At 61.5% G+C, this 19,989-nt stretch carries 16 protein-coding genes; 10 read left to right on the top strand and 6 right to left on the bottom strand.

What is annotated here, in order from left to right; all coding sequences use genetic code 11:
- Positions 1 to 209: 209 nt before the first annotated feature.
- Positions 210 to 1,604 (top strand): sulfatase-like hydrolase/transferase, encoded by a 1,395-nt coding sequence (locus FVQ81_10250; GenBank protein MBW7996926.1) that lies wholly within the window; start codon positions 210 to 212, stop codon positions 1,602 to 1,604.
- Between the two features lie 7 nt (positions 1,605 to 1,611).
- Here FVQ81_10250 and FVQ81_10245 read toward each other — a convergent pair whose 3' ends face one another.
- From FVQ81_10245 to FVQ81_10230, 4 genes are read right to left on the bottom strand one after another with little or no spacing between them, the layout of a single operon-like run.
- Entirely contained in the window at positions 1,612 to 3,219 is a 1,608-nt protein-coding gene (locus FVQ81_10245; GenBank protein ID MBW7996925.1) for a SagB/ThcOx family dehydrogenase, read from the bottom strand.
- Between the two features lie 22 nt (positions 3,220 to 3,241).
- A complete protein-coding gene (locus FVQ81_10240; protein MBW7996924.1) occupies positions 3,242 to 3,586 on the bottom strand; it encodes a hypothetical protein in 345 nt (114 codons plus the stop codon).
- A gap of 11 nt (positions 3,587 to 3,597) precedes the next feature.
- The gene (locus FVQ81_10235; GenBank protein ID MBW7996923.1) at positions 3,598 to 4,851 is read right to left on the bottom strand and encodes a DUF819 family protein; all 1,254 of its coding nucleotides are present in this window, start codon (positions 4,849 to 4,851) and stop codon (positions 3,598 to 3,600) included.
- Positions 4,852 to 4,869: 18 nt separating this feature from the next.
- Positions 4,870 to 6,117: a DUF1343 domain-containing protein gene (locus FVQ81_10230; protein ID MBW7996922.1), complete on the bottom strand. Its 1,248-nt coding sequence runs from the start codon at positions 6,115 to 6,117 to the stop codon at positions 4,870 to 4,872.
- Positions 6,118 to 6,245: 128 nt separating this feature from the next.
- Between FVQ81_10230 and FVQ81_10225 the strand changes: the two genes are divergently transcribed.
- From FVQ81_10225 to FVQ81_10205, 5 genes are all read left to right on the top strand, one after another.
- A complete protein-coding gene (locus FVQ81_10225) occupies positions 6,246 to 7,049 on the top strand; it encodes an inositol monophosphatase (GenBank protein MBW7996921.1) in 804 nt (267 codons plus the stop codon).
- Between the two features lie 49 nt (positions 7,050 to 7,098).
- Positions 7,099 to 9,471, top strand: a complete 2,373-nt coding sequence (locus tag FVQ81_10220) for a lytic transglycosylase domain-containing protein (protein MBW7996920.1) — start codon at positions 7,099 to 7,101, stop codon at positions 9,469 to 9,471.
- 150 nt (positions 9,472 to 9,621) lie between these two features.
- Positions 9,622 to 10,323, top strand: coding sequence for an ABC transporter ATP-binding protein (locus FVQ81_10215; GenBank protein MBW7996919.1), 702 nt, complete (start codon positions 9,622 to 9,624; stop codon positions 10,321 to 10,323).
- Positions 10,320 to 11,342: a radical SAM protein gene (locus FVQ81_10210; GenBank protein MBW7996918.1), complete on the top strand. Its 1,023-nt coding sequence runs from the start codon at positions 10,320 to 10,322 to the stop codon at positions 11,340 to 11,342. Before FVQ81_10215 ends, FVQ81_10210 begins: the two co-directional genes overlap by 4 nt.
- Positions 11,343 to 11,382: 40 nt before the next feature.
- Positions 11,383 to 12,096, top strand: coding sequence for an outer membrane lipoprotein carrier protein LolA (locus FVQ81_10205; protein MBW7996917.1), 714 nt, complete (start codon positions 11,383 to 11,385; stop codon positions 12,094 to 12,096).
- Between the two features lie 72 nt (positions 12,097 to 12,168).
- On the opposite strand, the gene FVQ81_10200 is transcribed toward FVQ81_10205, so the two are convergent.
- Positions 12,169 to 14,541, bottom strand: coding sequence for a tetratricopeptide repeat protein (locus tag FVQ81_10200; protein MBW7996916.1), 2,373 nt, complete (start codon positions 14,539 to 14,541; stop codon positions 12,169 to 12,171).
- Positions 14,542 to 14,572: 31 nt separating this feature from the next.
- Here FVQ81_10200 and FVQ81_10195 point away from each other — a divergent pair, with 31 nt between their 5' ends.
- The 4 genes from FVQ81_10195 to FVQ81_10180 all read left to right on the top strand — a co-directional run bounded on the left by FVQ81_10195 (position 14,573) and on the right by FVQ81_10180 (position 19,810).
- Positions 14,573 to 15,880: a Zn-dependent exopeptidase M28 gene (locus tag FVQ81_10195; protein ID MBW7996915.1), complete on the top strand. Its 1,308-nt coding sequence runs from the start codon at positions 14,573 to 14,575 to the stop codon at positions 15,878 to 15,880.
- Positions 15,877 to 17,061, top strand: coding sequence for a hypothetical protein (locus tag FVQ81_10190; GenBank protein ID MBW7996914.1), 1,185 nt, complete (start codon positions 15,877 to 15,879; stop codon positions 17,059 to 17,061). Before FVQ81_10195 ends, FVQ81_10190 begins: the two co-directional genes overlap by 4 nt.
- 93 nt (positions 17,062 to 17,154) lie before the next feature.
- On the top strand, positions 17,155 to 18,477 hold the full coding sequence (locus tag FVQ81_10185; GenBank protein ID MBW7996913.1) for a hypothetical protein: 1,323 nt from the start codon (positions 17,155 to 17,157) through the stop codon (positions 18,475 to 18,477).
- Between the two features lie 31 nt (positions 18,478 to 18,508).
- On the top strand, positions 18,509 to 19,810 hold the full coding sequence (locus tag FVQ81_10180; GenBank protein ID MBW7996912.1) for a hypothetical protein: 1,302 nt from the start codon (positions 18,509 to 18,511) through the stop codon (positions 19,808 to 19,810).
- Here the strand turns inward: FVQ81_10180 and FVQ81_10175 are convergent.
- The coding region (locus FVQ81_10175) for a hypothetical protein (protein MBW7996911.1) at positions 19,807 to 19,989 on the bottom strand (183 nt) is incomplete at its 5' end. The genes FVQ81_10180 and FVQ81_10175 overlap by 4 nt on opposite strands.

The raw sequence follows: 19,989 nt of genomic DNA, 5'->3' as shown, positions 1-19,989 counted from the left end.
TGAGATCAAGGGATTTTCCGCCAGCCGCGGAAAACTCCTTGACTTTATGTTTCACTTGCATTTAGCTATAAAAGTTAAGATAAACATAAAATGCCTGATAGCTAAATTTATATACTGAAGCCGGGGAGGAATAATTAGGACGTTTATCAGCTGGACCCCGCAATATTGATAATCCATATCATCCGACAGTTTTGACCCGGAGAGCGCGTATGGACCGCAGAGCGTTTTTCGCCGCTTCAGCGACACTGGCCGGTGCATCGCTGCTGAGTCGCCCTTCAGCTTCCGGAGCGTTGGCGCCGGGACCGGAGCGTGGCCGGCGGCCAAATATCCTGTTTGTCAACACCGACGATCAGGCGCAATGGGCCATGGGGGCCTACGGCAATGAGCAGATCCATACGCCGGTGATGGACCGCCTGGCCGACGAAGGGATGAAGTTCACCCGCGCGTTCACCTGCCCGGTCTGTTCGCCGTCGCGGGCGATGGTGATGACCGGAAACTACAACCACCGGGTGGGGGTCGAGGACTGGATCGGCGTACGGGAACCGGTCGGTCTGCCGGCCAACGTGCCGACTCTGGCCGAGGAACTCCGTGCGGCCGGATACCGGACCGGACTGGTGGGCAAATGGCACCTCGGCCACACCCGCCAGGATTTCTGGCCCACCAGCCGGGGGTTCGACTATTTCGCCGGCGGGCTGACCGGCGGCTCGAAAATGTGGGACCCGCCGCTGATGGAAAACGGAGTGACCCGTGACTACAAGGGCGGCCTCACCGACCGGCTTGCTGATTTCGCGATCCGTTTCCTGCGCACCCACCGGACTCAGCCGTTCGCCCTGTTTTTCCACCCGTTCAGGCCGCACTCTCCCTACGTGCCCGTACCCGACGAGGACTGGGAGCCGTACAGGGGACGCACCTTGCGCGTACCGGAAGTGGAGGGAGTCGAGCCGGGACGGATCAGGGAGATCACGGAGAAATACTACGCCAGCGTCACCTCGGTGGACCGCAACCTGGGCCGCCTGCTGGAGGAGCTTGAACAGCAGGGTGAACTGGAGAATACGCTCGTCATTTTTACCGGCGATAACGGTTATAATATCGGCCAGCACGGGATGTGGCATAAAGGCAACGGCAGGCTGCTGGCTACAGACCGGACCCGGCCCAACATTTTCGATACTTCGGCGATGGTGCCGCTGGTGATGCGCTGGCCGGGCAGGATCCGGGCCGGCAGCGTGTGCGATGAGCTGGTCAGCTCGCTGGACTATTTCCCCACGCTGCTTACTGTTGCCGGGGCTGTGCGCAGGCCGGGGCTGCTGCTGGATGGCATGGACATGTCCCCTCTGCTGGCCGGGGGGCAGAGGGTCTGGCGCGATGAACTCTACCTGATTTACAACCAGCACCACTACACGCCCCACGCCCGGATGCGGATGATCCGCACGCGAAACTGGAAGCTGGTCCATCACTATGAACCGGGGATGGACCACGAGCTTTACGATCTGGAGAGCGATCCGGCCGAGGAGAACAATCTGTTCGGCCAGAGGGGTGTAAAATCAGTCCAGGACGACCTGGACCGGCGGCTTTGCCAGTGGGAAATGCGGACCGGAGCGGACTAAGGGAGGCTCAGCGCTTGAGATGGAAATATGGCGGATAGCTTTGCAGCCGCGCATCCTCGATCGGCGCGCCCACGGTGAAGTGATATAAGCTCTGCCAGCGGTTGTCCTGAATTCCCAGCAGCTCGTGCACGGGGTCGTCGAAATAGCAGCCGATCCCCGTACCCCGCAGGCCCTGGGCCTCGGCCTCCAGGTACAGCGCCTGTCCCACCTGTCCGCACTCGCGGAACAGTTGCGGGTAAGCCCAGGGAGCCTCCTCCAGAGTCTCCCTGAACCGGGCCACCATCGCCACGGCGAACGTCCCGAACCCCGCGATCTGCTGGTTGCAGCTCAGGGTCATCGACTGGTTGCGGTAGTCGCCCGTCCGCAGGACGTACAGCGGGAGAGCGCCATCGGCTCGCTCCCAGGCGAATTCCGCGCTGAAACTGTCCTCCAGCTCCTCCCTGCACGACTCGTCGCGCAGAAACGCGTACAGCCCCTGTTCCAGCCCGCTGACATCATGGACGAACAGCACCAGCTGTACCCTGGCCGGACCGAGGCCGCAGTCGAACGGGGCCATCCCGCTGCGCGGGACAGTCCTGTCCAGGATGGAAAGGAACTCGTTGCGGCCGGCGAAACTCTGTTCCATGCTGAATTCCCACACGCTGCGCCGCCTGCGGATAATCTCCGCGGCTTTCAGCGCGGAGACGCTTTTTTCCAGTAACGGCGGCGATCCGAACGCGGTTTCGGGATATTCAGTTGACGGCTTTGAGGCCGTCTGCGCAACATGGCCGATAATTTTCCACTCGCGGTGCTCCCTGCTGAGCCGGTTAGGCGTTCCGGCCAGTTCCACGTTCCGCAATTGATCGGCCAGCTCCACCGGAACGCCTCCCGGAACGCTGGCATTCAGTTTACCCGCGGCAACGAAGCACAGCAGGTCAGCCCGTTCGTCCTCGTAATCGGGGAACCCGGTGCGGTCAAGCCCCAGCAATGCCGCGATCTCGCTGTCTCCGGGATTTCCCAGCCAGCGGACTTTCCAGCCGAGCAGAGCCGCGGAGAACGACAGACAGGCCAGGGCGTGGCCGGTATCGTGGTTACAGTAGCGGTAGGCCCGCTCGCCGTATTTCCACGATTCGCGCCAGAAAATGCTGGTCAGCCCGAGCAGAAAGCCCTCGCCGCCGAAATGCTCCTCGAGAATTTTCCCTGTTCCGTCGCCGAGCGCGGCCCTGCGCTCCAGGCTATGGCCGAAGGGGCTGTAGTGGTAAAGTCCGCTGTCCAGTCCTTCCGACCCGGGCAGAATCAGGTGGCATTCGGTGGGATGGAGGTTGCCGCTGGAGGGGTTCATCCGCAGCGACCAGCGGTTCCCCTGCAGCTCTTTCCAGGCCGACAGGCCCAGCGACAGTTCCAGGAATTTGGACAGGTTGCTCAGGCCGCAGGTCTGTAGGTTGGAAGAACGCCGGTACAGCGCAAGGTGGTGTTCATCCGGGTCGGGGAGGCCCAGGGGAAGGTCGAGTCCGGGAGCGCCCTCGTAAAACCTGAACGGCAGCGGCTGGTTCGCCCGGTCCAGGTAGCCCGCCGAGGGAGCCAGACGCAGGATCCCGTGCTTGGTCCGGTCATGGTAGGCGATAATTTCCTTCAGCTTGTCAGCGCTCAAACCGGGTTCATCCTCTCAAAAGCAGGAACAGGGCGAATGCCGCTCCGTAGGCGGAAATATAGATCCAGGACTTGCAATATTTGGCCACAAAATCCAGGTCACGTTGGCTGAGCCGCATTTCCTGCTGCAAGGACGACAGGTAATTGTCGGCCCGTCGGAAAAACCAGGCCGCCCCGCCCAGCAGCACCGACACCGGCAGCATCGCCGCTGGAAAGCGGATCACGAGCAGCCAGTAGATCACCAGTTCGGCAACCGCGACGGCCAGCACGGTTTTTTTGAACCGGCCGGTCAGCCTATCAACCGGGTGTTCCGGCGGTTCGAATTTACCCTGTTCTTCCGGCTCCATGATCACGGTAAATCTCCTCACATCGGCGCCACTATTCTCATCACCTGCCCGCAGATCCAGGCCCCATAGGTACCGAGTGCATAGCCCAGCACCGCAATCAGCACGCCAACCGGGGCCAGGGACGGGTGGAACGCACTGGCTACTATCGGAGCCGACGCCGCCCCGCCCACATTGGCCTGGCTGGCGACAGCCAGGAAAAACACGGGGGCGCGGATCAGCCGGGCCACCACGATCAGCAGCAGGGCGTGAATCGAGATCCAGACCAGGCCAATCAGATAAAGGCCCGGTGAGTCGATCACCGAGTGCAGGTCCATCTTCATCCCGATAGCGGCGACCAGCAGGTAAAGGAAAACCGTCCCGATCCGCGATGCTCCCACGCCCTCCAGTCTGCGCGCCCGGGTAAACGAGAGCAGCAGGCCGCCGGTGGTGGCGATCACCACAATCCAGAAAAACGGGCTGGTGAGGCTGAATTTCGCCAGGCCCGGCCAGTTGGTTTCGATCCAGGGGCTGAGGATATCCGCGCCGAGATGAGCCGCAGCAGTCACACCGAAGCCCACCGCCAGCACGGCCATCGTGTCCGCGGTTGTAGGCAGGCGGTCGATACCGGCCTTGTAGTCCTCTATCTTTTTGCGCAGTCTTTCGATATCGCTGCTGTCGGCCCCGTTGGCCCGGTCGATCCGCTCACTGTAGCCGGCGGCGATCAACAGCACGGCCATCCAGAGGCTGCCCACCAGTATGTCCACAGCCACCAGCGTGCCGAAAATCCTGTCGCCCACGCCGAACACCTCTTTCATCGCCACCTGGTTGGCTCCGCCGCCGATCCAGCTTCCCGCCACGGTGGTCAACCCGCGCCAGACCGCATCCGGTCCCGCTCCGCCGACTATCGTGGGGTCCACGGCCGAGATTATCAGGATCGCCGCCGGCCCGCCGATAATGATCCCGGCGGTCCCGGTGAAAAACATGATCAGCATCTTAGGACCCAGCCGCAGCACGCCCTGGAGATCGATACTGAGAGTGAGCAGCACCAGGCAGGCCGGCAGCAGGTAGCGCGAGGTGACGAAATAGATCTTCGAGTGGTCGGCGGAAATCAGTCCCACGCTGGCCAGCAGGCCGGGTACGAAATAGCAGATCAGTATCGACGGTACGTATTTGTAGAATTTGACAAACAGCGGACGGTTGCTGGAAGAGGTGACAAACACCGCCGCCAGAACCAGGACGAGAATGCCCAGCACGATTGCATCGTTGGTGATCAGCGGTTCGTTACCAGTCATATGGTGCCCGCCGGCGAGTTATTCAGGATAGATCAGGTATTTCGCCCTGGTCTGTTTGAATCGCTCAAGCTCATCCTGCCAGGCCGCGATAATCCGTTCGACCGGCACGCCGTCCTCCAGCTGCCGTTTGACATCCCGCCGCCCGATCCAGCGGTCGATCCGCTCGAGATCGAACTTGTCCGGATAAAGCCGTTCCAGCGCATTCAGCAGGTGGAGTCCCGCCTCGACACTGTTGAATGCCTCGCGGTCCGTCAACACGGCCCTGACTCCTCCGCAGGCCCGGCCGGGAAAAACATGGGATTCCGGCGTAAACGTCGTGTCCCGGAACGATACCCCCGCCAGACCGGCCGAGTTGAGCCTGGCCGCCAGCGCCACCCCGTCGACATACGGGGCGCCGTAAAGCTCGAAGGGAATGTCAGTCCCCCGGCCGACTGACAGGTTGGTGGCTTCGCTGATCCCCAGTCCGGGGTAGAGTATCGCCGCGCTCAGGCTGCGCATGTTGGGCGAGGGGTCGATCCAGGCCAGTCCGGTCCGGTCGTAATACATCCCGCGCCGCCAGCCGTCCATCCGGACCACGTGGAGGTCCGCGCCGATCCCGAATTCATCGTTGAACAGCCGGGCCAGCTCGCCGACAGTCATCCCGTGGCGCACCGGGATCGGGTAATAAGCGATAAAATCTCCCCGCAGCGATTCCTCCAGCACCGGACCCTCGACGCTCAGCCCGCCGACAGGGTTTGGCCTGTCGAGGACGTAGAAGGTGATCCCGTTTTCGGCCGCGGCCTGCATGCACAGGGCCATCGTGGAGATATAGGTATAAAACCGCGTGCCGATATCCTGGATATCGAACACCAGCGCATCCAGCCCGTCCAGCCACTCCCGGCGCGGTTTGCGCTCCAGGCCGTATAGGCTGTGGACTGTCAGTCCGCTCCCGCCGGCTTTGGCCGATTCGTACTCGCCCTCGAGCACTCCCTCCAGGCCGTGCTCCGGTGCGAACACCGCCGCCAGTTCCACGTCCGGCTCAGCGCTCAACAGACGGTACAGCGGCCGTCCCCGGCTGTCGACCCCCGTGTGGTTGGTAACCGCACCCACCCGCAGGCCGGCAAACTGAGCAAACTCATCTTTCACCAGGATATCCAGCCCGGTCATCACGACCTTATTCCGTGCGGGCGCACTTTCGCTCTCCGCCGTCGCGGAACAGGCGGAAGCCGCCCACGCAGCCATCAGCAGCACCAGCCAGGCCGTAATATGTCTGCCGAACTCGCTCATCAGTCCCCAAAGTTAGCAGTCACTCACCACGCGGGCAAGGCTGTCCGGGTTGGCTTGACAAACCGGCAGCGGGCGCGTAATCTTAAGCCTTTCAAGCGGATAATGTTGCATTTCGCAAGGGGCGGAGATTGCAGGACGTGGCCGGGCGGGCGCTGGAGCTTGCCGTGGAGTTGGCGGGCAGGGCGGGTGAGATGCTGATGGCCAGCCTGGCCGGGGGCACCGAGATGGAACTCAAGGGTGAGATCGACCCGGTAACCGCGCTGGACAGAAAAATCGAACGGTTCCTGGTGGAAAATATCCGGCGGGAGTTTCCGGGCCATGAATTCCTGGCCGAGGAAGAGACGAATACCACCGGCGACTCCGACTTCCGCTGGGTGATCGATCCGATCGACGGGACCACCAATTTCGCCCACGGCTATCCATGTTTCGTTGTTTCGATTGCGCTGGAGCACTCCGGCGAATCTATGCTGGGAGTGATCCATCAGCCGGCGACCCGCGAAACTTTCACGACGAGCGCCGGTGGCGGAGTTTTCCTCAACGGCCGCCGGCTTGAGCGCATGCGGTCGGCCAAAAATCTCGACAGGGCGTTCCTGGTTACCGGCTTTCCCTATAACATCCGCGAGCCGGGCGTGCTGGAGCGCAACACCGGCAGGTTCGAGAAATTCCTCGGGGCCAGTTTCGCTCTCCGCCGGGACGGCAGCGCGGCCTACGACCTGGCCTGTGTTGCCGCCGGGCGTTTCGACGGGTTCTGGGAGGAAAACCTGAACCACTGGGACACCGCCGCCGGCTGCCTGATGGTGCGCGAAGCGGGCGGGATTGTCACCGATTTCGAGGGACGCCCGTTCGATCCGTCAACAGCCAAAACTGTCCTGGCCGCCGGCAGCGAGACTCTTCATGGCCAAATGCTGAAGCTGCTCAGCGGCAGCGAGTGATCCTGATTTGAACGTTCTGGCTGAACATTTTCGACGAAGAACATATCCGATGCCTGCAATCTGCCGCGCACTAGTCCGGCTAACAGTCTGCCTTGCCGGCCTGGCATTCGTATCCGGTCAGTCCGGACTTCTCGCCGGAGACAGCCGGGATGCGGTGGCCAGGCTGCAGGAGAGTTTCGATGCCTCGCCCGGGGTACGGAACAAGATTTACACTGAAGTTATCAAGCTCAACGGCGAGTCGATGGGCGCTGACTCGCTGGGCAGGCTGGCCAGGGCGGTGGCATTGTTCCAGCGGGCGATGGACGGCGAGGACGAATTCGTGGACCGGATGATCAGCGAAGCGCCGTCGTTCCGCCAGCTTTCCCGCAGCGATCCTCCTTTCCTGGACGACTATCGCGCCGCCGCGGCCGAGTTATCCCGGCTCGAAAAACTTTTCCCATTTACTGCCGGTTACAGCGCCGCGGCCGGGACCGTGGCCGATAACTGGCACGACGGAGGCGAAATGCTTCGGGCCGGTACTGCCTACGGCCGCACTTACCCGGTATCCCGGTTCACCCGCAGAATCCTGCTGCTCGCCGGCTGCCGCTTTCTGTTGGATCAGGATTACCAGGCTGCCGCGGACTGTTTTCATGCGCTCTGGGAGGAGTCGGGGACCAGCAGCCAGGCCAGGGACGCCTGCCGGCTGGTGGAGGCGATGAACGGAGCCGGGGGGCTGAAACTGGGGCCGGAGAGGATGCTGGAATGGGCGCGCGCCCAGGGGCTTACCGGCCACTCGGATTTAACGGCTCTGATAAAACGCCATTCCGGTTCGTCGCAGGCTGAGCAGGCTTACCTCCAGATATTCGAAAATGTCAACCGCGGGTTCTCTGCCCGCCAGCTGTCCCGCAACCGTCGCAACGCCGAACTGCTCGAGCGCTATTTCAAGCAGTTCGCCGCCCGCTTTCCGGATAGCCCGGAAATGGAGCGCGCTCTGCTGCTGCGCTCCGAGTTCAATTTCCGCTGCGGCAAGAAATGCCAGGCGATCGCGCGCAAGAACGACTATTCGTGGCGCATGTACAAGAACAAGAGCCGCCGCTCCACCGCCCGCAAGTATCAGGGATTCGCGGATACTTATTTCGGCCGGGTCGCCACGGTGGACTCAATCTGCGCCGCCGCGTATCCGGGTACCGCTGCCAGGATGCAGGCCGGGCTGCTGCGGGCATTGAGCCTGATCGAGCGCGACCGTTACTCCCGGGCCCTGAGCATACTGGCCGGCTTGCTGGGCGAAAACCCGGACGATGAACAGAAAGTGGAACTCGCCGGTTACGCCGGACTGATTCACTACCACGAGGGACATTACGCGGCTGCGGTGGAAACACTGGCCGGTCTCGAGGAAGTCAGGCTCAGCCGCTTCGAGGGGTGGCAGCGGGCGATGCTGTTTCTGGCCAAGAGCCGGGATGCTCTCGGTGACCGGGAAATGGCCGCGCGAGCATACGCCACCCTGGCCCGGGTTTACCCCTATACCTACTACGGGATCAGGGCCAGGCTGCTGAAACATGCAATCCTTCGAGACAACACCGGCGTGTTGCCCTGGGTCTCTTTACTGCCGATGGTGCAGCTCCCGGTGTTCCCGGATACGCTTAACGCCACAGGAAAAATGGTACAGGAACAGGCTGGATGGTGGAGCGAGCTTGGATTCTACGCCGAAGCTGCGTACTGTTACAGCCACGGTCTCTCGCTTGCACCGGATGACCTTCTGCTCCGCTTCCGCTACCATGAGAACTTTCTCGATGCCGGTATGTACCACCGCGTTCTGCGCGGTTTCCGCGGACCTTTCCACCGCTTTCTTCAGCAGGGCGGCCTTATGCTGCCGGAAAATTTCTGGCGGATAGCTTTCCTCAACCCGGAGGAGAATATCGGGATCATCAGGCACGAGGGAGAACGCCGGAATATCCCGCCGGGCCTGATTACGGCCGTGATGCGCCAGGAATCCAATTTCAATCCGGGCGCAAAAAGCCACGCCGGCGCGGTGGGGCTGATGCAACTCCTGCCATCGGTGGGCAGGAGACTGGCCAGGGGCGAGGGGATCGGCAGCGTGAGCACGCGGCGGCTCTACGACCCGGCGGTGAATATCCGGCTGGGCACCAAGTTCCTCTCGATGAACCTTGAGCGCTACGACGGCAACATCGCACTGGCGATTTCAAGCTATAACGCCGACCCGCGCAACCTGCCTGCCTGGCTGGAAAGGTCCCATCCTGCGGGGACCGGCGAGGACGCATTCGACCTGGATCTGTTTATCGAACTGATCCCGCTTGAAGAGACGCACTACTACAACAGGATAGTCCTGACCAACTACTGGCGCTACCAGGAGCTTGGGGGCGAGCATCAAGACTTGTTTGCTTGGAAACTTTTTCAGTTTGACGGAGTTAGTTCCAATAAATAGAAATAGTTGTCAGGATTTTTCAAACTTGACGAAACGCTTCCGAAATGTTATACTGTGGCCAGCAGGTCGGTACGTATTCAGACTCTGGTGGTCTCTGAGGGGAGGCGGTGCGGTACTTTATGAATCAGGAGACGGCAAATCTCGTCCGAGTTGCAAAATAAGGCTGTTCTGGCCCGGGATCTCTGCAAGGACTACAGGAGCGGAAGCGAAACCGCGAGAGTGCTGAAGGATGTGTCTTTCAGCGTCGATCACGGTGAGTTTTGCAGCCTGATGGGCCCTTCCGGCTCGGGAAAGTCCACCCTGCTCTATCTGCTGGGCGGACTGACCCATGTCAGCGGCGGGAGGATCTGGCTGGACGGCACGGAGCTTACCGGCCGTAACGACGGCGAGATTACGCGGCTGCGCTATGACAAGATCGGATTCGTGTTCCAGCGCTTCAACCTCCTGCCCACGCTGAGTGCCGAGGCCAACGTGGAAATCGCCACGCGCCTGACGGTATGGGGCAACGGCAATCATCGCAATGAACTGCCTTCCTCGGCGGAGCTGCTGGACTTGGTGGGACTGGGCGCCAAGCTGAACCGCCGGCCGTCGGAGCTGTCGATCGGCGAGCAGCAGCGGGTGGCGATTGCCCGGGCGCTGGTGCGCAGGCCCGCGATCCTGCTGGCCGATGAACCGACCGGAAGTCTGGACCGGGCCAACACGGAAAAAGTGCTCGATATCCTCTGCAGGCTGAATACCGAGCACGGGCAGAGCATCATCTTGGTCACCCACGATCCCGAGGTAGCCGAACGCGGGGATCGCACGATGTATCTGGTGGATGGACAAATCAACGGGGAAGGGCGGCGGAAATGAAAAAGCTGACCCGCAAAGAGACGACGGCGATCCTGGCAAAAGGGATCCCGGCCTACGTGGCTGCTTACCCGACAGTCGTTTCTTTCGAGATGACATATTCCTGTTGCAACGACTGCAAGCATTGCAACATGGGCGGAATAGTCGATGACGAAAAGCGGATCGGACCGGCGGACTACCGCAGGCTGATGCGCCAGCTCAAGCCGGTGATCGTCCAGATCTCAGGCGGCGAACCCCTGCTGCGCAAGGACCTGATCGATGTACTCAGGGCGATCAAACCCGCGGGCAGCGCCGCGCCGTACCTGATAGTCGTTTCCAACGGCTGGTTGCTGAGCAGGGACAAATACCTGGCGATGCGCGAGGCTGGAATCAACCAGCTTTCGATCAGCCTCTGTTTCCCGGACAGCCGCCATGACGAGTGGCGCGGCACCCAGGGGCTGTTCGACAAGCTCGACAGGATGATTCCCGAACTGGCGGCCCTGGGTCACGACGATATCGTGCTCAACTGCGCGATCACCAAGGAGAACATGCCCCACGTGATGGATATCGCGCGGGTGGCCGAGCGCTGGGGCGTAAGCATCTCCTACAGCGCCTACTCGGTCCTTCGCACCGGCAACCGGGCCTACACGATCGAGACCGAGGAGGACCTGGCCCAGCTGCGCGACCAGTTTGACCAGTTGCGGTCATACAAGGAAATCAACTGCGGCCGGATATTGAACGCCGATTTCAACCTGCAGGGTACTTACGAGTTTTTCGAGAAGGGCGAAATCACTCCCTGCAGCGCCGGGAAGCATTTCCTGGTGGTTACGCCCGAGGGATTTCTCAAACCCTGCTCGATGCACGACAAGGAGTACACTTCGCTCAAGGAAATCAAGCGCTCGTTCGTACCCGTAAACGAGTGCGGCGGTTGTTATGTCTCGATCCGGAGCTATCTCGACAGGTCGCTGCCCTCGCTGGTCAAGGAGTATCTGGGCCAGCACTCGTTCGGGCGCAAAAACGGCAGTGCGGCCCGAACGGTTTGAAACCAGCGGTGTAATAAGGCAAACGGAGTGAATAATCAGGATGAACAATAATCTGAAGAATGTGATCGCAACGGCGCTCTGTCTGTTTCTCTGCGGCAATTTGCAGGCGGCCGGTCTGGAAGTGGACCAGGTGCTGGAGCGGATGAGCCGGGCCAACCAGCGGCTTGAGGACCTGCAGGCGGATTTCGTCCAGACCAAGCAGCTCGCCCTGTTCGATGACAATATCGTCTCGAAGGGCAAGTTCTATTTCCGCAACCCGGACAAGCTCGTGCTCGATACCCAGTCACCCGAGCACCAGCAGCTGATTATCAACTACAACCATGTCTGGCTGCACTACCCCGAGCTCAAGCAGGTCCACGAACTGTCGCTCAAGCAGTCCTCGGGTCTCAGCGCGCTGTTTGTCGGTTTCGGCGGCTCGGTGGCGGATATCCAGGAACAGTTTACGGTCGAACTGGTGGAAACCGGGTCGCTGGATGAGGGCGGCAAGTTCTACTCCCTGGCGCTGGTGCCGATTCCCGGTACATCCGCCGCCAGTCCATCGCTTGGCCTGGAAAAAGTGATACTGACCGTGGCCGACGGCAAGTGGTATCCGGTGCGGACGATGATCGTGCAGAAAAACGGGGACAGCACACTCCTGGAATACAGCAACCAGAAAGAAAATCTTAAGCTCAGCGACGCCCGGTTCACTTTCAAGCCGCCGGCGGGCACGCAGGTGATCCAGCACAGCGGCGGCGCCAGCCAGAGCGCCCGATAATTCCTGATTCGCAAGTGGTTTTTGTAAAGCCCTCCCGGAAGCATCCCGGAGGGCTTTTTTTCTTGCCTGCGCTTACTTGTTTTCCAGGACGGATTCAAGTCGCTCCACGGCCTGACCCACCGCCGCTGCCTGGGGCTGGTTCGGATCGAGACGGAGGCATTCGCGCAGGTGGTGCAGCGCATCGGACGGCCGGTTGAGGAACTGGAGGTAAAGCCTGCCCAGGTTGTAATGGACGTTGACGTCGTCCGGATTAATCTCCAGGCCCCGCTGGTAATAACCGGCCGCCTCGGCGTGATGCCCTTCGAGAGCCATCCAGTTGCCCAGGTTTCTCAGCGCCGGGAAATTATCAGGGTGGTGCTCCAGCACTTGCCGCATGATTACGACTGCTTCTTCGCGCCTGCCCGAGCGATTGAGATTTACCGCCAGATTGATCGCGCTCTGCACCGAGTCCGGCTCGGCCTGGTAGGCTCGACTGTAATAGGCCCGCGCCGAATCAGCCTGCTGCGTCCGCTCGAAAGCCAGGGCCATGTTGTTCAGCAGCGACCAGTCCGGAGCGCTTCTGGTCAGCACATGCCGCATTGTCTCCACCGCTTTGCCTGCCGAGTCCTGGAGAAGATAAACCTGGCCCAGCCCGGCCCAGGCCGGCGCCAGGTTGCGATCCAGCTCGACCGCCCGCTGGAACCTTACCCTCGCGCTGTCCAGCATTCCCAGTTCGACAAAGTCCTGCCCGCGCCGCAGCAGCACCACCGGCCTGGGCAGGGAGCCGCTTTCCAGCCGGCTCATCAGGCTGTCAGCGGAATTGCCGCGGCCAAGCCTGCGGTAAAGCCTGGACAGGTTATAGGCGGCCATGTAATCGCCCGGACGGAGGCTGAGGGCGCGCTGGTAGAACTCGAGGCCAAGGGAATCCCTGCCGGTCTGGGAGTAGATGTTGCCCAGGCTGTTAACGGCGAAATAGCTCGTATTGTCTATGCTTAGCGCTTTGAGGTAAAAAGTTTCAGCCTGCTCCAGCTCGCCTTCCTGTTTCCAGGTATACGCCAGAGCGGTCCAGTTGCGCGCGTTCAGCGGTGAGATTTCTGCCGCTCTGATGTAGGATTCCCTGGCCGCTGCCGGGTTGTTCGCCGCAAGGTATGCCTCGCCCAGGCCATAGTGGTAGAAATCGTGACCGGGATATTTTTCGACGGAGTCACTCCACAGACTGACTCCGTCATGCCAGACCCGGGAACGCTGCCAGCTCAGGGTCCCCAGAGCCAGCAGGATTGCGAGTAACAGTCCGGCAACGGCCACCTTGCTGTAAATCGCCGATCCCCTGCGTAAATTTTGCAGTATGGGAACCAGCACCGCGGACACAGCCAGCGCTATTCCAAATAGCGAGAGGAATACATAGCGGTCGGCCACTCTGATCGCGATTGGGAACAGGTTGCTCTGCGGCAGCCAGCAGATGAAAAACCACAGGATGCCGAAAGTCACCAGAGGTTTCTTGCGCCTTGATCTCCAGGCAAGCATTATCAGAACTGCGGTCAATATTATTCCCGCCCACCATCCCGGGTTGGCCACTGAGATGAATACAGGGTCCACATATCTGTGGGTCAGTCCGACCGGCAGCAGGATCAGGCGGTAGCACTCGAGCAGGATCAGCGGAATGGCCAGGAAATTCTCCGCGTTCAGCCGGCTGGCGTCCAGTGCGCCGGTGAAAAACACAAAATAGGCTGTCAGCAGCCCGGCGGGCAGGACTATCGGCAGGTAGCGCGGCAACAGGGTTTTTGCTCTGGGAAGGACACTTAAATCTTTATCCGCTTTGCCGACGGGGAACAGCATATCGAACGCGAATACCACCAGTGGAAAACTAACCGCCGTCGGTTTACTCCCCAGGGCCAGCAGGAACAGCAGCAGCGACAGGACGTAGTAACCGGCCAGCCCGCCTCCCTGCCTGCCGGATTTCTCCCAGCACAAGAATGCTCCCAGGAAAAATACGGACGCCAGCAGGTCCTTGTTGCCCTGCATCCAGGCCACCGCCTCCACGTGCAGCGGATGAAGCGCGAACACCAGCGCCGTCAGCCAGGGCACTAGTTCCCCGGCCGGCTGTTGTTTCAATCCCGCCCGGCGGACGAGCACCTGCCCGGCTCTGAACGCCAGCGCCGCCACAGCCAGGTTGAGCAGCCAATTTGACAGATGGTAGCCGAACGGATCGAACCCGGAGAACAGGTAGATAACGGCGAAATGAAGGTCGCGTACCGGCTGGTATGCACCGCCGCCCGGCAGCAGGATTTTGCGGAGGTGCTCGGGGCCGATCCCGCGCACGGCCAGGTTGTTGATCAGCAGGGAGTCGTCCCACTGTACGTACCCGGCGCTCAGCACGGGCAGGAACGCCAGCGCCGCCGCGCCCAGGACAGTCAGCCAGATCGCAAACCCTGATATAAAATATTTTTGTGCGGGCGGAAGGCTCATGTTAATTTTCTTTCACTTGAGGATTTGAAACTTGAATATGAACTGCGCGGGGTTTGGCTGTCAAGGAGACGTCAGGATGCCGAACGAGGAACCGGCGATGCGAAATATTTCCCGGAGAAAATTTATTCAGGCCGCTTCCGGGCTGGCTCTGGGGACCGGCATTCTGTCCGGCTGCCAGGAGACTATGCCGTTTCCGGACAGCCGCGTGATGGTGGCCACGCCTGAGTCAAGGGCTGAGTACCTGAGAGTGCTGCTCGATGAGATCTGCGCACTCGGCCCCCACCCGATCGGCAGCCCCGAATACGACCGTGCGGCCAGGATAGTAAGGCGGGAGATGGAGCGGGCCATGCCCGAAGTGTTCCTGGATACGTTCCGGTTCGAGCGCTGGCGCTTGACAGCGGAGCCCGGGTTTTACCTGGGAGACAGACAGATCGAAACCTGCCCGTCACACGGCAGCCGCGGAACGGGACCTGAGGGAGTGCGGGGTGTCCTCCGCCGGATTGACGATCCGGGCGGGTTGAAATACGCCATTGTCGATCCGGGCACCGACAGCCGGCTTGCTTTTATCAGCTTGTCGCGCTACGGGCGGGCTGTCCCGCTGCCGTTTTACAGTTTCGAGCAGGAAATCAAATGCCCGCCCATTTTCAATATCGGCCTCCAGGACGTACCCCTGCTCGAGGAAGCGGTCCGCAGAAGCACGCCTGTGAGGGCAGTCGCCAGGGTCGAGTTTACGCCGCAGACCCCGACGGCCAACGTGGTAGGCAGCCTGCCGGGGCAGAATCGCGAGGAAGTTGTTTTCCTGGCCCACCTGGATACGGTCTACAACTCACCCGGCGCCAACGATAATACCGCTACCGTGATCGCCATGTTGATGATCGCCCATGCATTCAGCGGCGCCCGCAACGGAAAAACAATCACGTTTGTGGCCACCACCGGCGAGGAGTACGATAAACTGGGGGCGATCAACTACGCCCGGCGCCGTCGCGATGAAGGCACGTTCGAGAATATCCGTTTTCTGATTAATCTGGATTCGGTCACCTGGGGACCGGATTTGAAGATCCATACCGCCGATGACGACCTGCTGAGGATGATCCTCAGTATCGACCGCAGGGCCGGGATTCCCGGCAGTCCACGCTGGGATGGGCGCGACGGCTTCATGCTTGACGCGCGGCCGTTCCGCGATGAAGCTGTCCAAGCGGTTTATGTCAACAGCGAGGGATACAATCTCAGCCACCTCTGGCACCGGCCCGAGGATCTCCCCGGGACCGTTCCTGTCGACTGTGTGGAAAACTGGTTCCGTCTGTTCAAGGAGTATACAACCCGGCTGATGGTGTTATGAGCGGGGCGATGAACAGCAGGGAAAGGGTGCTGGCCGCCCTGGAGCACCGGGAACCGGACAGGCTGCCCCTCGGCTTTTTCGCTGTCGATCATGATACGGTCAGCCGGGTGCTGGGCCGCGAAACGTTCCTGCGGGCCAAGGCCAAAAGCCAGCTCGCTCTCTGGCAGGGCAGGCGCGATGAAGTGGCCCAGAGCTGGCGCGAGGACGCGATCGAGTTTTACACTAAACTGGACCTGATCGATATCGTGCCCGTGCATGCGATGGCTTCCTCTGTGCTGCCGCCGGCAGGCTACGAGCCGCTGCAGCCGGAGCGAGTCGACGATGTCACTTGGCGCGACCGCGATGGACGGATTTACCGCTACAGCCCCCGCACCGAGGATATCACCTGTATCGACGATCCTGTTCTGCGCGAGAAAACGTTTACTCCCGGGGATTTCCCCGTGCCCGGATCGATCGACCCGCCCCACGAAAGCTGTTTCGAGGCGGTGGACGCCGTGATCTCGCATTTCACCGGGGAGCGGTTCGTGCTTGGTCCCAGCGGTGACGAGGCCTCGATGGTGCTGCTGGGCGGCAGTTACGAGCGCGGGCTGCTGGAATTCGCGCTCAACCCGGAAACCGTGCTGGCGGCCCACCGGCGGGCGCTGGCGGTCGGGGAACTGGAGGACGAATACTATCTCCGCCCCGGCCAGGACGCGGTTCTGTGGGGCATGGATTTCTCCTGCAACACCGGACCGCTGATTTCGCCCGCTGATTTCGAGCGCTTCTGTCTGCCGAATATCGTCCGCCGCACGGCCGGCGTACACGGCCGGGGGTTTAAAGTCCTCAAACACGCCTGCGGTAATAACGCGGCCCTGCTCGATTTTTTTGTCCGCGCCGGCTACGACTGCTACCAGTCTCTGCAGGAAAGCGCTGGAGTGGATATCGGTCAGCTGCGCGCACGCTATGGCCGCGGCCTGGCCCTTTGGGGCGGCGTGAGAGTGGAAAACATGATCGGCGGCGCACCGCAGGAGGTCCGGAAAGATGTGCGGCGGGCGTTCAGGATCGCGCTTGAAACTGAAGGGGCCGGCCCCGGCGGGTTCATTATCGGCACCAGCCATTCGGTGGCGGTCGGTACGCGCTATGAGAATTTCATGGCCCTGCTCGATGAGTTTCAGTTGCAGAACGAACGCTATTTCGGCTGACAGGGCAAAAGTGGTTGCAGTCTGGTTGTAATCGGTCTAAACTTCACTGAAGAGAAACAGAGGCGCCAGTTAAGATAAACCCGGAGGTCAGTGATGATATCCAGAGCGATTGCAATCCTGCTGGCGGCAGCCGTGCCGGCTGTACTCTCAGGCGGACCATCGTACGCCGCCGAAACCGATACGGTGGTGGTCAAAGTGGCACCCTACCCGGATAACTACAAACCCGACGGGATGTGGGCCGGGCTTTACGTTTCCGAGGCCGGGCGCGTTTATTCGGGACTCTGCACCCACGGCGGCAGCGCCTTGTTCTACGAGTACGACCCGGCCACCGGGATCAACAGGCTGGTCGCGGATATCGGCGTGTTTGTCGGCGACAACGGCACGGGCGAGCGCACCCAGGCCAAAATTCACACCCGGTTCGCCGAGGACGGCAGCGGGCGGATCTGTTTCGCCACCGGCAATCAGGGTGCTGGTCCGGGACGGATCGACCCATCGACATACTACGACAAGGGTTCCCACCTGATGCGCTATACGCCGTCCACCGGCATCCTGGAGGACCTGGGGCAGGTCAATCCGCATTTCGGTTCCTATGGGCTGGTGATCGACCGCGAACGAAACCTGGCCTACCTTTCCTGCTTCAATAACCACATCTACCAGTTCGATCTCGCCAGCCGGGTCAGCCGCGACCTGGGCCGCGTATCCAACTGGGACATCAACCGGATGATCGCCCTTGACGGCGAGGGCAATCTCTACGGCACCAGCCAGAACCACTGGATCTGGAAATACGATATCGCCGCGGACAGGCTGGTCGAGCTGCCGCTGCAGATACCCCACGATAAAACCATCCGGCTGGCCTATCATCGGGGCCGTCCCGCGCTGGACCGCCGTCAGAACTGGCGCTATGTGGAATGGGACCCTGTCAGCGAGAAAATCTACGGGATCGAGTGCGGCCGCAGCCTGCTCTTCGAGTTCGACCCCGGAGCCGGACAGTCCGGCAGCACCCGCCTGGTGGCCGACATGGCGCTGGATGTCCACCGCGCGGAGCACCGGTTCCCCTACGCAACCTTGGCGGTGGGCATGGTGCCGGGCAAGGCGCTCTACTACGGAATAGTCAACCGCTCGTTCGACTACAGCGCTGTCGACCAGGAAACGCAGGCCGAGACCCGCACTTTCCTCAAACGCTGCGACCTGGCCACAGGCCGGGTGGATGACCTGGGGATGGTGTTTATCGACGACGGCCGGCTGGTGCTGGGTATGGGCGCCTGCGAGGTGGCTGACGACGGCCGCGTGTACTTCTGCGGGGCTATCGAGGAACATGACGCCGACAAGGTGGCCGGCAAGGCGGCGGGAGCCGACCCGTACAGCCTCCAGCTTTTCTACTGGGATCCGCCCGAGCAGCTCAGGGTGCGCAAATAAACTGTACAGTTAATGCATGTCAGGGGTGACAATGACACAACACGTAAAATACCTGGCTTCGGCCTGTCTGCTGATAATCGCCGCGGCTGCGCTGCAGGCGGCGCCGCAGAACCTGGTGCTCAACAAGCAGAGGATCGACTACCGCGACCTGGGCCAGAAGGGCAGCAACCTGATCGAACCCGACGACAGCCGGATCACCGCCCTGGCTGTCGACAGGACAACGGGCAGGATTTACGGAGCCACCAGCGGGAAGCGCAGCCAGATATTCGCGTTCGAGCCAGCCACCAACCACCTCCGTCCGCTGGGGATTCTCCCCGGCGCCGGCGGGGTGAACAACGCCGTGGTGGTGGACAGCGCCGGCGCGGTGTATTTCGGCACGGGCATGGACATGACCGCCCCGGCCCGGATCAGCCGGGACTACGGCCGCGAGCTGGGCCACGACCACGTGGTGCGTAAGATGTGGGCCGATCTGGTTGCGGGTTACGAGAACTACGAGGGCGGGCACGTGTACCGTTTCGACCCGTCATCGTGGGACGGCGCCCGTTACGCCGCCAATGACCCGGCCGAGGTAACGGACCTGGGCGTGGCCGTACCCGGCGAGGGGATCTACTGCATGACTCTCAGCATCGACGGGAGCAGGCTTTACGGCGTGACCTACCCTCACGGCAGGTTTTTTGTCTTCGATCCGGCGCTGAAAAAAACGACGGTGATCGGGGATACCTGGACCGAATCGATATTCTCCGGTCCCAGGCGCGGAATCCGGACCCTGCCCCGGGCGCTGGCGCTGGATGCCGCCGGGAACTGCTACTACAGCACCGACGGCGGCTGGCTGGCCAGGTACAACGCTTCCACGGGCAAGCTGGAAAGGCTGGACGCCCGGCTGCCGGGGGATTTCTACCTGATCCATTACGATTTCGATATTTACCACCCGGTGGTTACCTGCTGGACATCCGGGGCGCGCGGCGAGCTCTACGGTGGGACCAACGACGGTTACCTGTTCCGGTTCGAGCCGGAGGCGGCAAGAGTGACCAACCTGGGCAAGGTGAGAATCGACAGGAGGATGCGGGCGCTGGCAACCGCCGCTGACGGCCGGATTTACGGAGTGGCGGGCGAGAATGAAAAGGGCTGCACCCTGTTCCATTACGAACCCTGCGGGGGCGGTTACACCCACTACGGGCCGCTGGAGGTGGACCGCTCGCCGATCTATGCCTGGAACCCGCACAATTTCAGCACGATCGTGACCGGCCTGGACGGGACGCTCTACCTGGGCGAGGAAGAGCGCAAGGGCCACCTGTTTATCGTGATTCCGCTGGACAGGAGGAGCGAACGCTAGGCCTGTTCCCTGTCCGGGCGCACCTCGCGCGGCAGGGGCTCGTGCGACTTGCGTCCGTGCACCCGCTCGTAGGCTTTTCCGTTGGGGCAGAAGCGGCTCTCCACCCTGGTGACGAACCAGAAAAGGAGGCCGCGCTGTTTGCGGCGCGCGTGGTTGCACACCGGGCAGCTCAGACAGAT

This window comes from Candidatus Glassbacteria bacterium (assembly GCA_019456185.1).
GTDB lineage: Bacteria > Gemmatimonadota > Glassbacteria > GWA2-58-10 > GWA2-58-10 > JAJRTS01.
This window is presented reverse-complemented; position numbering and strand designations above follow the sequence as displayed.

Excerpts from the sequence above, each read along its gene's own strand:
- FVQ81_10200 (MBW7996916.1), bottom strand. The coding sequence starts at position 14,541 with ATGAGCCTTCCGCCCGCACAAAAATATTTTATATCAGGGTTTGCGATC.
- FVQ81_10235 (MBW7996923.1), bottom strand. The coding sequence starts at position 4,851 with ATGACTGGTAACGAACCGCTGATCACCAACGATGCAATCGTGCTGGGC.
- FVQ81_10210 (MBW7996918.1), top strand. The coding sequence starts at position 10,320 with ATGAAAAAGCTGACCCGCAAAGAGACGACGGCGATCCTGGCAAAAGGG.
- FVQ81_10230 (MBW7996922.1), bottom strand. The coding sequence starts at position 6,117 with ATGAGCGAGTTCGGCAGACATATTACGGCCTGGCTGGTGCTGCTGATG.
- FVQ81_10250 (MBW7996926.1), top strand. The coding sequence starts at position 210 with ATGGACCGCAGAGCGTTTTTCGCCGCTTCAGCGACACTGGCCGGTGCA.
- FVQ81_10220 (MBW7996920.1), top strand. The coding sequence starts at position 7,099 with ATGCCTGCAATCTGCCGCGCACTAGTCCGGCTAACAGTCTGCCTTGCC.
- FVQ81_10205 (MBW7996917.1), top strand. The coding sequence starts at position 11,383 with ATGAACAATAATCTGAAGAATGTGATCGCAACGGCGCTCTGTCTGTTT.
- FVQ81_10185 (MBW7996913.1), top strand. The coding sequence starts at position 17,155 with ATGATATCCAGAGCGATTGCAATCCTGCTGGCGGCAGCCGTGCCGGCT.
- FVQ81_10180 (MBW7996912.1), top strand. The coding sequence starts at position 18,509 with ATGACACAACACGTAAAATACCTGGCTTCGGCCTGTCTGCTGATAATC.
- FVQ81_10190 (MBW7996914.1), top strand. The coding sequence starts at position 15,877 with ATGAGCGGGGCGATGAACAGCAGGGAAAGGGTGCTGGCCGCCCTGGAG.